This window comes from Corallococcus carmarthensis (genome assembly GCF_003611695.1).
Classification (GTDB): Bacteria; Myxococcota; Myxococcia; order Myxococcales; family Myxococcaceae; genus Corallococcus; species Corallococcus carmarthensis.
This window is the reverse complement of the sequence record NZ_RAWE01000064.1, coordinates 1-13,565: the sequence shown is the minus strand read 5'-3', so window position 1 is coordinate 13,565 and position 13,565 is coordinate 1. Positions and strand designations below refer to the sequence as shown.

Here is a 13,565-nt window from a genome sequence, read left to right as displayed (position 1 = left end):
GAGGGCTTTCCCAGAAGGAGTAACGATGGATGATTACTGGCCTCTTCTGGCTGCGTTGTACCCCTATATGTCCGATAGGGCTCTGGCTCGGGTCGTCAGCCACTTTGTGGGCCTGGATTACGAGCTCGTTCTGAATGACATCTTTGGGGTGAATCGTAAGGAACTGCCGTCAGCTGCTGTGGATGCTGTGCGGGCCCGGCTTGTCGCAGCAGGCCTTGAGGAATGGAACAAGGCGGAGAGCTGAAGGCCATGCCTTCGCGGCTCAATGGGACGGTTCGATCATGAGTGGACCGTCCCATTGAGCCGTACCTACCCGCTCCGCTCACCCCAGCGCTTCTTGAATGTGTCCCGGTGCGCGGCCCACCAGTCGCGCCACTCCTTCACCGCCGCCTCCCTTTCGGCCCGCGGACCCGCGGGCTGGAAGTGGAGTCAGGTGGACGTCGCGTCCCTCAGGCACATCTCCGCCAGGAAGCGTGTGCGGACGTCGTCGCTCTCCAGCAGGTCGATGAGCTCCGGGATGGTGTGCCTTCCCATCTCCGCCCGTGCCTGTGCGAACCCCTTGGAATCCTCCGCCATGGCGCGAGTGTTCCCGGGGCAGGCCCCCGGCGCGAGCCCCGCTGGTGGACACTGTTCCCCACCGGGCTTCTAGGGCGGGGGCGGTGCCGCTATGGTCCATCCCCAGCGGAGGACTCGCCCGCCAGGAGCCATGAACTTCGTCTTCATCTCCCCCCACTTCCCCTCCCAGTACTTCCACTTCGCCGCCGCGCTGCGCGAGCGCGGGGTGTCCGTGCTGGGCATCGGTGACACGCCCTACGAGTCCCTGCGCCCGGAACTGCGTGAGTCCCTGCGCGAATACTTCTTCGTCCCCAGCCTCACCGACTACGACGCCCTCCTGCGCGCCACCGGCTACCTCACCTGGCGCCACGGCCGCATGGACCGCATCGAGTCCCTCAACGAGTCCTGGCTCGAAGTCGAAGCCCGCCTGCGCGAGGACTTCCACGTCCCCGGCCTCCAGCCCTCGGACATCCTCAGGCTGCGCTCCAAGTCCGGCATGGCGGACGTGTTCCACGCGTCCGGCGTCCCCCACCCGGACCTGCTGCGCGTGCGCGACGCGGACCAGGTGAAGACCTTCGCCGCGCGCGTGGGCTACCCGCTGGTGCTCAAGCCCGACGTGGGCGTGGGCGCCGCCCACACGTTCAAGGTCGCCAGCGACGCGGAGGTGGACGCCGCGCTCGCCCACCCGCTGCCCACGTCCTACGTCGCGCAGCCCTTCGTGCGCGGCACCATCGTCACCTACGACGGCATCGTGGACCGCCACGGCGTCATCGTCTTCAACCTCAGCCACGAATACAGCGACGGCGGCATGGAGACCGTCACCGAACGGCGCGACATCTCCTTCTGGAGCCTCCAGCACATCCCCGCCGCGCTGGACGTGCTGGGCCGCCAGGTCGTCGCCGCGTTCGGCCTGCGCGAGCGCTGGTTCCACCTGGAGTTCTTCCGCCTGCCGGATGGCCGCTTCGTCGTGCTGGAGGCCAACCTGCGCCCGCCCGGCGGCTTCATGACGGACATGATGAACTACACGTGCGACATCGACGTGTACCGGCTCTATGCCCGCGTCGTGACGGGCGACCCCGTGGCGGACTTCCAGTACACGCCGCGCCACCACGTCTGCCACAGCGCCCGCCGTCACGGCCGACGCTACAAGCACACCCACGCGCAGATCGTCGAGCGGCTGGGCAAGTCGCTGCTCGTGCACCGCGAGCTGCCGCCCATCTACCACTCGCTCCTGGGCGAGGAGATGTACCTCACGCGCCACGCGGACCGCGAAGCGATGCAGGACGCGGTACGCTTCATCCAGGCGACCTGAGCCGGGTCAGGATTCCGGCGTCCAGGTGAGCGCGTACACGGTGCTCACCTCGTCGTCGTGCAGCTTCGTCACGCGAGGCGCCTTCGCGCCGCCGGCGACCAGCATGGCTTCGAAGAGCGCCTCCACGTAGCCCGGCGCGCCGAGGCTCGAGTTGAGATACAGCTCGAAGTGCGCGGGGCCCCGCTCCATGAGCGTCGCCTCCGTGTAGTTGTCCGTGCCGCGCAGCACCTCCGGCAGCCGCTGCACCATGCGCCGGGGGCCCAGCACGCGGATCACGCCCATCACCGCGCGCCCCAGCAGCGTGGCCCCGTAGCCCTCCACGTGCGCCCGGGCGAGCCGGGCGAAGCCCTCCACCTGGGGCACGCCCGGATAGACCTCCTCGACGACGATCTCCATGCACCGCTCCCAGAGCGGCACGGGGTAGAGCGGCAGCAATGGCCGGTCCAGGTCCACGCCCGCCTGGCGCAGCCGTTCACGCAGGCGGGGGGACATCTGGCCCTTCAGGCCGTGTTGGAGCAGGCCTTCCACGACCTGCACATAGACCTGCCGCTGCTCAGGCGGCACCGAGCGGGGCCGATGGGGCACGGGTGGGGACTCAGCCGAGCAGCCACTGCATGGCGCCCGGCAGCCGGCGCTGCCAGTCCTTCTCGTGGTGCTCGCCGCCGGGCTCCAGCACCAGCGACACCTCGTGGTCGCCGTAGCCCAGGCCCTTGAGGTGCTGGAAGAAGTCGCGCGTGCCCTGGCCGTAGTCCAGGGGAATGCCGCCCGCGTGGATGTACTCGGTGTCGCCCGCGTCCAGGTAGATGCGCGTCCAGCGGTGGCTGTGCTCGCGCCACGCGTCGAACAGGCGGCCCTGGCTCCACATCACCGTGGGCGACAGCGCACCGATGCGGCCGAACACCTGCGGGAACCTCCACCCCAGGTACAGCGAGATGAGACCGCCCAGGGACGAACCCATGGCGCCGGTCCACTCGCTGCCCTGGCGCGTGCGGTACGTCCGGTCGATGTAGGGCTTGAGCTCCTCCACGAGGAAGCGCCCGTAGGCCTCGCCGCGCGCGGACACGCCGTTGCGAGGTTCGTCCCACGGCGAGTACTCCTGGAAGCGGCCGGGGCCGGAGTCCACCGCGACGATGATCCACGGCTCCATCCGTCCCGCCTGGACGCCTTCTTCCGCGACGCGGTTGGCGCACCACGTGTCGAAGACGGCGGACTCCGGATGCGCGAAGACGTTCTGCCCGTCGTGCATGTAGAGCACCGGGAAGCGGTGGTCCTGCCGGGCGTCGTAGTCGTCCGGCGTGTAGATGCGGACGGTGCGGTTGAACCCCTCCTGGGGAGAGGGGAAGTGGCGAAGGATGTGGACGTGGCCCATGCGCTGTTCTTGGGGCCGGACGGGACCGGCCCTCGCGAAGATGTGGCCGCAGCATAGCCGCACCGCCCCACGCCCACGTGGAAGGGATTGGACCGCCGTCCCTTGCCTGGACGCCGGGTCCGGGGACGGGATGGACCGCGCGTCAGGACTTCTCTGTAGGGAAGGGTGGTCCCGCTCGTGCAGAGGCCCTGCCGCGTGCGTTCCGTCCTCGTCTGCGTGTGGCTCTACCTGCTGGGTCTGCCCTTCCTGGCGCTCGCCGCGTCCTACGAGGTCGACCCCGAGGATTCGGGGGAACAGGCGCTGTTCGCGCTGAGGGAGGACGGCGCCATCACGGCGGAGACGCTGTCCGCGCTGCTGGTGCTGCGGCGCTCGGGCGTGGATCCGGCGCATGCGTCGCGTGCCTGGCTCTATGCGCTGCCGGGACTGACGTACGCGCGCGTGGATGGCTTTACGGCTTCCGGAGGGCTGACGCCGGAGGAGCGGCGGAGGTTGGCGCCATTCCTCGTGTCCTCGACGCCGGAGCGGGTGTCGGGGGATGCGCGGCTGCTGACGGCGTTCGCGGCGTCGGATCCGGTGCTGCCTCCTCTGGCGCTCCAGGTGCGCGTGGCAGGGCCGGAGGGATGGCGCGTGGGGCTGCTCACGTCACTGACCCGGCGGCGGCTGGGCACGGTGCACCGGGACGCGAGCAGGCGGGCACTGGTGGCGGAGGCGCCGGGTGTGTCGGTGGTCGCGCCCAAGTTCCACGGCCAGTGGACGGGCGAGCGGGGCTCGGTGCTGGTGGGCTCCTACCGGTTGGGCTTCGGTCAGCGGCTGACGTTGGACACCACCGGGCTGCCCACGCCGGACGGCTTCCTGCCTGACGACGCCGTGCGCGTGCCGGGTGACGTGGAGCGCTGGTGCTTCCTGGGAGAAGGCGCGTGCACGCCCGAGGAGCGCGCCGCGGACGTGACGCCGGACTTCCAGTGGGACGAGGGCTTCCGGGGCGTGGTGGGCACGGTGCGAGGCGCGGTGGGCACTTCCTCGGAGGTGTCCGTGACGGGCTTTGGTTCGTACCAAGCCCGTTCACTGCTCTCGCATGCCCTGATGGAACGGACCTCGTGCGAGGGCACCGCCTGCAAGGCTCCAACGGTGTGGCTCGCGGGGACGGGAGCACCCGCCGGACGCGTGGTGTCGCGCACGCTGCCCGGCGTGTTCCACGAATGGGCCGGTGGCGGCCATGCGGCGATTGCCTGGACCCCGCGTGCGCAGCTGGGAATGACCGCCTGGGGCGCGCGGCCGGTCTGGAGCGTGGAGGGCGCGGCGCTCGATTTCCGCTCCACGGCGGGCTACCCGGCGGGCGGTGCTTTCGGCGCGGTGGGCGTCGATGGTGCGTGGGGCCTGGGCCCCGTGGACCTCTTCGTGGAGGCGGCGCGCACGTTCGATGCGGCACCGGGCGGAGGCGGCGGATACGGCGTGCTCCAGCGCACGGTGGTGGCGGACGCATCGAAGGAACTGGAGCTGTCGTTGCGTGCCTACGGACGCGGCTTCGCCAATCCCTACACAGGCGCGATGTCAGGTCCGGATGAACTGGAGGGTTCACGGGCCCGGAACGAAGTAGGCGCACGCGTGCGCTACCTGCATCGCCTGGAGCGCACCTTGCGTCTGCGCGGTGAGGTGGATGCGTGGACGCTGCCTTCGGACGGTGCGGTGGTGGGCAGTGCCGGCACGGTGAACCTGCGCGCTTCTGCCCGGGTGGACTGGCGGGCACATGCGCTCTTCCAGCCGTCGTTGTGGGGCGAGTACCGGGACAAGGACGTCGGCGTGGCGGGGGCCTGCTTCGACGGTTCGGGGGAGGAGCCCTGTTCGGGGTCGCTCCTGCGCATCACGGCCCGGGTGAAGGCAGAGCTTCACGACGCCGTGTCCGTGGCCGCGCAGTACGCGCATGCGCGCGTGGATGATCCGGTGAAGCAGGGCGTGCGTGAGGACGCGCACGCTGTGGTGGAAGCGCAGGTGCGGCCTTGCGAGGCCGTGAGGCTGCGAGGCCGCGCCGTGTGGAAGGACGAGGACCTGTCGACACGCAACCGGCTGGAGCAGTCCTTCCGGGCCACGCTCGATGCGAGCTGGGCGTCGGCGGACGCCGTGACGACACGGGCCCGGTACGCGTGGGTCGTCGACTTGAAGGACGCGCGAGGTGCCCGGACGCCGCCGGATGCGCCCCGGCACTTGTTCGCGCTGGAAGTGGAGACGCGGTTCTGAAGGGAGCGGAGTGTGGCGGCTTGGGCAGTGCGGGGATGGGGCGTGAGGCTGGGATTGGGATGGGTGCTGGGGTGGATGGGAGCGTGTGGACTGCCCATGTGGGAGGAGGACCCCGCGGCCTGTGAAGCGCTGTTGCCGGGGGACCTGGTCATCACGGAGTACCTCAACGACCCCGCGGGCGCGGACACGGGGAAGGAGTACGTGGAGCTCCACAACCCCACCCGCGAGACCGTGGACCTGCTGGGCGTCACGCTCTTCACCGCGCGCGACGAGGAGGCACAGGAGCGGGTCTATACATTCACCACGGGCCTGCCGGTGGATGCGGGGACCTTCGTCGTGCTGGGCGACGTGCGTGAAGGCGCACTGCCCGAGCACGTGGATCAGACCTATGGCGATGCGCTTGGCGCGCTGGGGAACAGCGCGGGGCTGCTGGGCCTGCGGTGCGGGACGCGGGTGCTCGACACGGTGGTGCTCACCGCGCCAGCGAAGTCAGGCGCGGCCCGGACCTATGACGGCCGGCTCGTGCCCGATGCAGAGGACAATGACGACCTGTCGCGCTGGTGCGATGCGCCGGGCAGTCCTGGAAGCGCGAACACGCCGTGTCCCGCGCAGGCGGACGGCGGAGTGCCTTCCGGGGACGGAGGCCGTGTCACGACGTGCCTGCCGCCGGGCGCGGTCTCTCCCAGGGAGGTCCAGTCCCCGCGTCCGGGAGAGCTGATCATCACCGAGGTGATGGCCAACCCGCGAGGCGACGACACGGTGGGCGAGTGGCTGGAGGTCCGCGCCACCGCGCCCGTGGACCTCAATGGACTGACGGTGGGAACGGACACCTCCGGCACACGTTTGGAATCCGAACACTGTCTGTCCCTCGCCGCTGGAGAGTCCGCGCTGCTCACCCGCAGGCGGGAACCGGAGATGAACGGTGGCCTGCCGGAGCCACTGGCCATGTTCTCCGTGGACCTGCGCAACGCGGGCGGTGTGGTCGCCGTGCGCGCGGGAAGCGTGCTCATCGACAGTGCGCTGTATGGCCTTGCCCAGGATGGCGTGGCCACCCAGGTGTCCGCACCGCTCACCGCGGATGCGAAGAGCAACGACGTGTCTGCGTCCTGGTGCGCGGCCACGGAGGCCTACGGAGACAAGGGCAACCGGGGCACCCCGGGACGGACCAACCGCACGTGCACCGGGACGGACGCGGGAGTCACGCAGGCGGGATGCATCGACCGGACGACGGGGCAGTCCCGCGCGCTTCGCGTTCCGGCCGTGGGCTCGCTGGTGCTCACCGAGTTCATGGCGGATCCCGCCGTCGTCCCGGATGCGCTGGGCGAATGGGTGGAGGTGCTCGCGCTGCGCGAGGTGGACCTCAACGGGGTGACGCTCGCCAACGAGGCGGGCAGCTCCGTCCTGGAGTCCCCGCTGTGTCTGTCAATGAAGGCCGGGAGCTTCGCGGTCCTCGCGCGCGGAGACGACGCTTCGCTCAATGGCGCGTTGCCGTCGGTGCTCGGCACGTTCGCATTCGGCCTGGGCAACGGCCCGGGGGCACATGTCCTCCAGCTGTCCGCGCAGGGAACCGTCCTGGACTCCGTGGCCTTCACGAGCGCCGCGAGCCCCGGCGTGTCATCGCAGTTGGATTCGCGCGTACGGGACGCCACCGGCAACGACGCGGCCGGTGCCTTCTGCCCCACGCCGGCCGGCGTGAGCTACGGCGCGGGCGACCGGGGCACCCCGGGCCGGGAGAACCGGACGTGCGCGCCATGAGGACGCGGGGCCTGGGGTGGCTGGTGCTGCTCACCGTCCTGTCCGCCTGTGGCGGCGGGGAAGGGGAGTGCGGACCGGCGACGGGCGTGGTGACGAAGGTCATCGACGGGGACACCGTGGTGCTCCAGGACGGCGAGCGGATCCGCTACCTGCTGGCCGACACCCCGGAGACGACGCGGGGCCACGACGACTGCTTTGGCGAGGAGGCCACGGCGTTCAACCGCTCGCTCGTGGAGGGCCGCACGGTGCGGCTTCGGGACGCGGAGGCGTGCACGGACCGCTTTGGACGGCGGCTCGCCTACGTGTCCGTGGACGGCCAGGACGTGAACGCGCTGCTCGTGCAACGCGGCTACGCGTGCACGCTGTTCATCCCGCCGGCCGGATCCTCCCGGCGCGGCGAATTCGAGGCCCTGGAACTGGAGGCCCGGCGCGCCCGCCGGGGCCTGTGGGGCCGCTGCCCGGCGCCGTGTCCCAGGGGGCGGCGCCCGGCGGCATCCACCCTACGGCAGCGTGTCCGTCACCGCCTGGGCCAGCTCCGAGTCCAGCGGCCAGGCCGCCGGGCGGCGCGACGTGGTGAGGTCCAGCGTGTCGTCCGTGAGCTTCGCCCCGAAGGCGTCCCCCACGAACAGCCGCACCTTGCGCACGTTCTCCCGGAGCACGTCCCCCACGTCGGGCTTCGTGGCCAGCTTGCTCAGCACCTCGCCGGTGCGTTCGACGAGCCACGCCAGGGGCTGGCTGTTGCCTTCCCGCTCCAGCTCCGCGGCCGTGCCGAACTCCACCGTCAGCTTCGTGCCCCAGACGCTGGACAGCTTGTCGGCCATCGCGGGCAGGTGCCGCCGCAGGTGCATGGGCGAGGACTCGGCCATCGACTTCGCGGGCGTGTCCAGCACCGTGGCGTCGTGCAGCGTGAGCGCCTCGATGACCCCGTCCGGCACGAACGTCACGTCCAGCCCTTCCCCGCGCGAACCGTAGCCGCCGGAGGTGAGGAGCAGCACGCCGCGGCCCTGGCGGAACTCGCCGTACTCCCGGATGAGCCCCGTCACCTCGCGCCCGCTGCGCAGGAACAGTGTCACCTGCGGCAGGTTCAGCGGCAGGCCGTCGTTGCGGCGGCGCATGAGGATGCTCATCGCCTCCAGCACCTCCCAGACGCTGCGCACGTGGCCCCGGGCCAGCGAGTCCAGCGGATCCACCGGCTTGGACGTGCTCATGACCGGCTCTCCATCGCCAGGACTTGGACCTGGGGACACGTCCCAGAGGGCACCTGCCCCGTCTCCGGCGCGTCCACGCCCTGCCCGCTGGTCCTGCGTTCCGCGAATGCCATGGCCTGCTGCCTCCCGTGTGCTTGGAAGACAGTCTCCCCCAGGTCACGGACGGGACCCAGCGGTTCGCGAGGGCCTCCCACGGCCGCCTGCCTCCCCCCTGGGTTGCATGGCGGAGGCGGGCAACCCACCCCACCTCCTCCCGCAGGTCCCGTCCATGCCGTGGGGCGCGATGTGCATCTTCCCTCCACTCCGGGCACGTTGAGGGAGCAGGGGTACGGTGACACTCACTCTTCCGACAGCAGGCGGCCTGCCTTGTTCGACTCGTGTCTCCGGGGCGCCGGCATGAACCCGGTCGCGTCCACGGCGGACTCACTCGCGGATCTCGTGGCGGGGCGGCGCGAGGACATCATCCGGCGCTGGGGCGCCCGGCTGGAGACACGTCCCCAGGACATGTCCGTGGAGTTCCAGGACCGGTTGCAGGGAATGCTCAAGCTGGTGGACGCACTCGTGCTCGTCCTCCGCCAGGGGAGCGTGGAGACGTGGGCCACGGAGGCCGTGTGGGCCCATGCCCGGGAGCTGGGGGTACGGCACTTCCTGTCCGGCGCCCGCGTGGAGACGCTGGTGGAGGAGTACAGCCTCCTGCGCGAGGCCATCCTGGAAGTGCTGGATGCCTCCCACCAGCCGCTCGGCACGGACGAGCTGCGCACGCTGTGGCGCGCACTGGACCGGAGCCTGACGGAAGCCGTGGCCCACTTCGTCCACGAACACGAACAGTCGCTGCGCTCCCGGGAACGGCGGCTGCAGGAGATCCTCGACCACGCCCCGGCCGCCATCTACGCGAAGGACGCCGCCGGGAGGTACCTCTTCATCAACCACCCCTTCGAGACCATCTCCGGCCACGAGCGCTCGGCGGTGCTGGGGCGCTCGGACCTGGAGCTGTTCCCCCGGGAGACGGCGGAGCGCTTCCAGTCCAACGACCGCCGGGTGATGGCGGCGAAGACGCCGCTGGTGTTCGACGAGGAGGTGCTCCAGCCCGACGGGATGCACGTCTACCACACGATGAAGTTCCCCCTGCCCAGCGTTGGGAACGGCGAGGCCTGGGCCCTCTGCGGCGTGTCCACGGACATCACCACCACGCGCACGCTGCGCCAGGAGCGCGACGAGGCCCGCGAGCAGCTCCACCGCGTGCTCACCCAGCTGCCCGTCGTGCTGTGGGCCTTCGACACGCAGGGCGTGTTCACCCTCTTCGAGGGCGAGGGCGTGACGTCCACGGCCGTGCCCTCCCTGGCGATGCACGGACGCTCCGTCTTCGAGGTGTTCCGGGACCGGCGGGACGTGCTGGAGGTCATCCTGCGTGCGCTGGCCGGGGAGCGGATGTCCACGGAGCTGTACCTCATGGGCGTCTGGTTCGAGGTCCGCTTCATGCCGGTGTTCGACGCGGGCGGCCGGGTGGTGAGCGTGTCGGGCGTGTCGCTGGACATCACCGAGCGGCGCCGGGCGGAGCAGGAGCTGCGTGTGTCGGAGACGCGCTACCGGCTGGCCACCCAGGCCACCCGCGACATCATCTGGGACTGGGACCTGGTGACGGATGAAATCCACTGGAGCGACCTGGCGCCGCGCATCCTCCGGCTGGACACGTCCCGGGGGCCGCCCGTCATGGACATGGCGTGGTGGACGGCCAGCCTGCACCCCGACGAACGCGAGCGGGTGCTGCGGGGGCTGCAGGAGGCGCTCGACAGCCGGGAAGGCCATTGGATGGCCGAGTACCGGCTCAAGCGGGGCGACGGGACCTGGGCCTTTCTCGAAGACCGGGGCCGCGTGGTGAAGGACCTCCAGGGCCGCCCGGTGCGCATGGTGGGCGCCATGCAGGACGTCACCGGCCGGCACGAGGCCGAGGCGGAGGCGAAGCGCCGCGCGGAGTTCGAACAGCTGCTCATCGGCATCGTGGGCCACGACCTGCGCAACCCCATCTCCGCCATCACCATGGCCGCCACCACGCTGGCGAAGCGCGAGGACGCGGAGCCGCGCGAACAGAAGGCCGTGGCCCGCATCCTCTCCAGCGCCGAGCGCGCGCACCGCATGCTGCGCGACGTGCTGGACTTCACCCAGGCCCGGCTGGGCGGCGGCATCCCCATGGCCCTGCGCGACGTGGATCTCATGGAGCTGGTGCGCCAGGTGATGGACGAGGTGCAGCAGGCCCACCCGGACCGGCGCCTGGAGGTGGACGGGCGGGGAGATGCCCGGCTGCGGTGCGACCCGGACCGGCTGGCGCAGGTCATCACCAACCTGGTGAACAACGCGCTCGCCTACGGAGATGCCCTCTGCCCGGTGCGCGTGCGGCTGCGCGGCCAGCCGGGGACGGTGACGCTCGCGGTGAAGAACCAGGGGCGCCCGATTCCGCAGGACCTGCTGCCGCACCTGTTCGAACCGCTCAAGCGCGCGGAGGCCCGCGAAGGCAACCGCACCGCCCACGGGCTGGGGCTGGGGCTGTTCATCGTGAAGCACATCGTGGATGCGCACGCCGGCCGGCTGCGCGTGCGCTCCACCCAGCAGGACGGCACGACCTTCCTCGTGCAACTGCCGCGTCAGCCGCCGGTCCGGGACTGAGGCGCCGCCTTCCGGGGTGCGCTTGCCCTGGAGGAACGGCCCAGGTAGCAAAGGGGCTCCGGCGGCGGGCGGGCCCTGCCTTCCGGAAGGAGAGCGGAGCGGCGCCATGAACAAGAAGTGGATTGTCGGGCTGGGGCTGGGTGTCGGCGGGTTGCTCCTGGTGGGCGGAGGCCTGGTCGCGACGGGTTACTGGGCGGACCGCCAGATGGGCGGCGGCGGCCTGGACGCGCTGGCGCAGACCCAGGCCCGGGCCCAGCGGACCGCCGACCTCAACACCCGCTTCCCCTTCCAGCCGCCTGCCGCGGGCAAGGTGCTGAAGCTGGACGAGGCGCGGCTGGAGACCTACCTCGCGGTGCGCGAGGCGACCGTGCCCGCCTACCAGGTGCTGGAGAAGGAATCGCTCGAGTACATCCAGACGCACGGCAAGGAGCTCGACCGCGGCGGCCGGCGCGCGCTGCTCCAGGCCGCCAGCGCCTCCATGCGCATGGTGGGCAAGGCCCAGGCCGTCCTCCTCCAGAACCTGGAGGCGCGGCGCATGTCGCCCCTGGAGTTCCACCGCCTCACCGCCGTGGTGTACCCGCCGCCCCCGGCGGCGCCGGACGCGGGCGTGGCGGCGGTGTCCCAGGCGTCGGATCCGGCGAACATCGCGCAGCTGGAGGCGCAGCTCGCCGCGCTGACGCCGCGGCTGGAGGATCCGAAGCTCACGGAGGCCGAGCGGCTGCAACTGGAGCAGCGCCGCGCCGGGCTGCGCAAGTACATCACCCAGCTGGAGCTCTCCTCGGGCAAGGACGTGAAGGACGCCAACGCCGCCCTCCTGACGAAGCACGCGGCGCGCGTCGCGAAGGTGGCGAACCCCATGTTCGACGAGCTGCTGACGAAGTCCCTGGAAGCCGGCACCGCGCGCCTGCCCACGCCCTGAGCGTCAGGCCTCCACCTGACGCTCGGAGCGCCGGTGCACGAGGCTTGCCCCCACCGCTCCGCCAATCACCCCGAGGATGATGGCCACCGACAGGAGCGGCGGGATGTGCACCCACTCCTCCACCACCATCTTCACGCCCGCGAACGCCAGCACCCCGGACAGGCCGTAGTGCAGGTACTTCAGCTGCCCCACGGCCCCGGCGATGACCAGGTAGAGCGCGCGCAGCCCCAGGATGGCGAAGGCGTTGGAGCTGTAGAGGATGAACGTGTCGGTGGTGACGGAGAACGCCGCCGGCACCGAGTCCACCGCGAACAGGATGTCCGTCACCTCCAGGCCCACGAGCGCCAGCAGCAGCGGCGTGGCGAGCCTGCGGCCCTGGTGCTTCACCAGGAAGTGCGGCCCCTCCACCTGATCCGTCACCGGCAGCTTGTGCGACAGCCAGCTCACGACGCGGTTGTCCTCCTGCTTCGACGGATCCTCGCGGAACACGCGCCACGCGGTGACGAGCAGGATGGCGCCGAAGACGTAGGACACCCAGCCCCAGCGCTGCAGCGCCGCCGCGCCCACGAAGATGAACAGGGCCCGGAACACCAGCGCGCCGAAGATGCCCAGGAAGAGCACCTCGTGCTGGTAGCGCTGGGGGATGTTCAGGCTGCGGAAGATGACGAGGAAGACGAAGACGTTGTCCAGGCTGAGGCTCTTCTCGATGAGCCATGCCGCCAGGTATTCGTGGCCGCGCTGACTGCCCAGCGTCACCCACACGAAGCCGCAGAAGCCCAGGCCCAGGAGGGGGTGCTTTGCATGACCCCTTCAACCTAGCCATCTCCCCGGCGTCCGCTCGAGGAAACGGTTCGCGCGGAGTCAAATCCTACCCATATCCGCCGTCACGACGCCGTGAGACGTGGGGATGGGATGGGCGGCGGGCGAGCGTTGTCCTCTTCCCCGCTCAGGATGTGATACTTCCCAGGAAGCCCAGGAACCTCATGATTCTCAACACTCCAAAGGCGGTGCGATGAACACGGTCATCTTCGCTTGTACGCAGAACGCGGGTCGCTCGCAGATCGCGGCGGCCTTCTTCAACCTGCTGGCGGACCCGACGAAGGCGCGCGCGGTCTCCGCGGGGACGCAGCCGGCCGAGCGTCTGCATGCCGAGGTGCTCGCGACCATGAAGGAGATGGGCGTGGACCTGGGCGACGCGAAGCCGCAGCGGCTGACGCCGGAGCTGGCGAAGAGCGCGCAGATCCTGGTGACGCTGGGCGGGCTGCCGGACGCGCCGTCGGTGGCGGACCAGAAGCGCGAGGACTGGCCCATGGAGGACACGGCGGGCAAGTCCGCGGCGGACGTGGAGAAGATTCGCGACACGACGGCCGCCATGGTGTCGGACTTCGTGAACCGTCATGGCTGGGAGCGCCCCCAGTAGTGGGGTGCGGGAGGCAGCACCCTTCTGACGCGTGACCGTGGGTGTTCCGGGCCCGAGGGCGGACGGACGGACACGTGAGGAGGGGATGGGAAACGCGATGCCTGGCGTCGCGGTGGGGGGGCCTCCCGGAC

12 protein-coding genes and 1 pseudogene are annotated in these 13,565 nt (G+C 70.6%); 8 read left to right on the top strand and 5 right to left on the bottom strand.

Annotated features, from left to right (window positions below; all coding sequences use genetic code 11):
* Window positions 1-25: 25 nt before the first annotated feature.
* A complete protein-coding gene (locus D7X32_RS18930) occupies window positions 26-244 on the top strand; it encodes a DUF3349 domain-containing protein (RefSeq protein WP_120603963.1) in 219 nt (72 codons plus the stop codon).
* Between the two features lie 185 nt (window positions 245-429).
* On the opposite strand, the gene D7X32_RS45480 is transcribed toward D7X32_RS18930, so the two are convergent.
* Window positions 430-576 carry a hypothetical protein gene (locus tag D7X32_RS45480; protein ID WP_158625709.1) on the bottom strand — a complete coding sequence of 49 codons (147 nt, stop codon included), beginning with the start codon at window positions 574-576 and terminating at the stop codon, window positions 430-432.
* Between the two features lie 130 nt (window positions 577-706).
* On the opposite strand from D7X32_RS45480, the gene D7X32_RS18925 reads away from it, so the two are divergent.
* On the top strand, window positions 707-1,867 hold the full coding sequence (locus tag D7X32_RS18925; RefSeq protein ID WP_120603962.1) for an ATP-grasp domain-containing protein: 1,161 nt from the start codon (window positions 707-709) through the stop codon (window positions 1,865-1,867).
* Window positions 1,868-1,873: 6 nt separating this feature from the next.
* Here D7X32_RS18925 and D7X32_RS18920 read toward each other — a convergent pair whose 3' ends face one another.
* Window positions 1,874-2,452, bottom strand: a complete 579-nt coding sequence (locus tag D7X32_RS18920; RefSeq protein WP_167506489.1) for a DUF2378 family protein — start codon at window positions 2,450-2,452, stop codon at window positions 1,874-1,876.
* Window positions 2,453-2,462: 10 nt separating this feature from the next.
* A complete protein-coding gene (locus tag D7X32_RS18915; RefSeq protein ID WP_120603960.1) occupies window positions 2,463-3,236 on the bottom strand; it encodes an alpha/beta hydrolase in 774 nt (257 codons plus the stop codon).
* A 195-nt stretch (window positions 3,237-3,431) separates the two neighbouring features.
* On the opposite strand from D7X32_RS18915, the gene D7X32_RS18910 reads away from it, so the two are divergent.
* The 3 genes and pseudogenes from D7X32_RS18910 to D7X32_RS18900 form a co-directional block, all read left to right on the top strand.
* A complete protein-coding gene (locus D7X32_RS18910; protein ID WP_120603959.1) occupies window positions 3,432-5,471 on the top strand; it encodes a hypothetical protein in 2,040 nt (679 codons plus the stop codon).
* A gap of 42 nt (window positions 5,472-5,513) precedes the next feature.
* Window positions 5,514-7,226, top strand: a complete 1,713-nt coding sequence (locus tag D7X32_RS18905; protein ID WP_341868140.1) for a lamin tail domain-containing protein — start codon at window positions 5,514-5,516, stop codon at window positions 7,224-7,226.
* A pseudogene (locus tag D7X32_RS18900) lies at window positions 7,223-7,663 on the top strand (thermonuclease family protein); the annotation flags it as partial. The gene D7X32_RS18905 and the pseudogene D7X32_RS18900, both read left to right, overlap by 4 nt.
* A 63-nt stretch (window positions 7,664-7,726) precedes the next feature.
* Here the strand turns inward: D7X32_RS18900 and D7X32_RS45985 are convergent.
* On the bottom strand, window positions 7,727-8,434 hold the full coding sequence (locus D7X32_RS45985) for a hypothetical protein (RefSeq protein ID WP_167506488.1): 708 nt from the start codon (window positions 8,432-8,434) through the stop codon (window positions 7,727-7,729).
* Window positions 8,435-8,830: 396 nt separating this feature from the next.
* On the opposite strand from D7X32_RS45985, the gene D7X32_RS18895 reads away from it, so the two are divergent.
* Window positions 8,831-11,095 (top strand): PAS domain-containing sensor histidine kinase, encoded by a 2,265-nt coding sequence (locus D7X32_RS18895; RefSeq protein WP_120603980.1) that lies wholly within the window; start codon window positions 8,831-8,833, stop codon window positions 11,093-11,095.
* A gap of 106 nt (window positions 11,096-11,201) precedes the next feature.
* Window positions 11,202-12,014, top strand: a complete 813-nt coding sequence (locus D7X32_RS18890; protein WP_120603957.1) for a hypothetical protein — start codon at window positions 11,202-11,204, stop codon at window positions 12,012-12,014.
* A 3-nt stretch (window positions 12,015-12,017) separates the two neighbouring features.
* Here the strand turns inward: D7X32_RS18890 and D7X32_RS18885 are convergent, their stop codons facing one another.
* A complete protein-coding gene (locus tag D7X32_RS18885) occupies window positions 12,018-12,794 on the bottom strand; it encodes a TerC/Alx family metal homeostasis membrane protein (protein WP_279635592.1) in 777 nt (258 codons plus the stop codon).
* Between the two features lie 232 nt (window positions 12,795-13,026).
* Here D7X32_RS18885 and D7X32_RS18880 point away from each other — a divergent pair, with 232 nt between their 5' ends.
* Complete coding sequence (locus D7X32_RS18880) at window positions 13,027-13,434, top strand: arsenate-mycothiol transferase ArsC (RefSeq protein ID WP_120603956.1); 408 nt, start codon at window positions 13,027-13,029, stop codon at window positions 13,432-13,434.
* The last annotated feature ends 131 nt before the right edge of the window (window positions 13,435-13,565 follow it).

What these genes read in the sequence shown, in the direction of transcription:
- D7X32_RS45480 (WP_158625709.1), bottom strand. Translation starts at nt 576, where the DNA reads ATGGCGGAGGATTCCAAGGGGTTCGCACAGGCACGGGCGGAGATGGGA.
- D7X32_RS18890 (WP_120603957.1), top strand. Translation starts at nt 11,202, where the DNA reads ATGAACAAGAAGTGGATTGTCGGGCTGGGGCTGGGTGTCGGCGGGTTG.
- D7X32_RS18915 (WP_120603960.1), bottom strand. Translation starts at nt 3,236, where the DNA reads ATGGGCCACGTCCACATCCTTCGCCACTTCCCCTCTCCCCAGGAGGGG.
- D7X32_RS18930 (WP_120603963.1), top strand. Translation starts at nt 26, where the DNA reads ATGGATGATTACTGGCCTCTTCTGGCTGCGTTGTACCCCTATATGTCC.
- D7X32_RS18880 (WP_120603956.1), top strand. Translation starts at nt 13,027, where the DNA reads ATGAACACGGTCATCTTCGCTTGTACGCAGAACGCGGGTCGCTCGCAG.
- D7X32_RS18895 (WP_120603980.1), top strand. Translation starts at nt 8,831, where the DNA reads ATGAACCCGGTCGCGTCCACGGCGGACTCACTCGCGGATCTCGTGGCG.
- D7X32_RS45985 (WP_167506488.1), bottom strand. Translation starts at nt 8,434, where the DNA reads ATGAGCACGTCCAAGCCGGTGGATCCGCTGGACTCGCTGGCCCGGGGC.
- D7X32_RS18925 (WP_120603962.1), top strand. Translation starts at nt 707, where the DNA reads ATGAACTTCGTCTTCATCTCCCCCCACTTCCCCTCCCAGTACTTCCAC.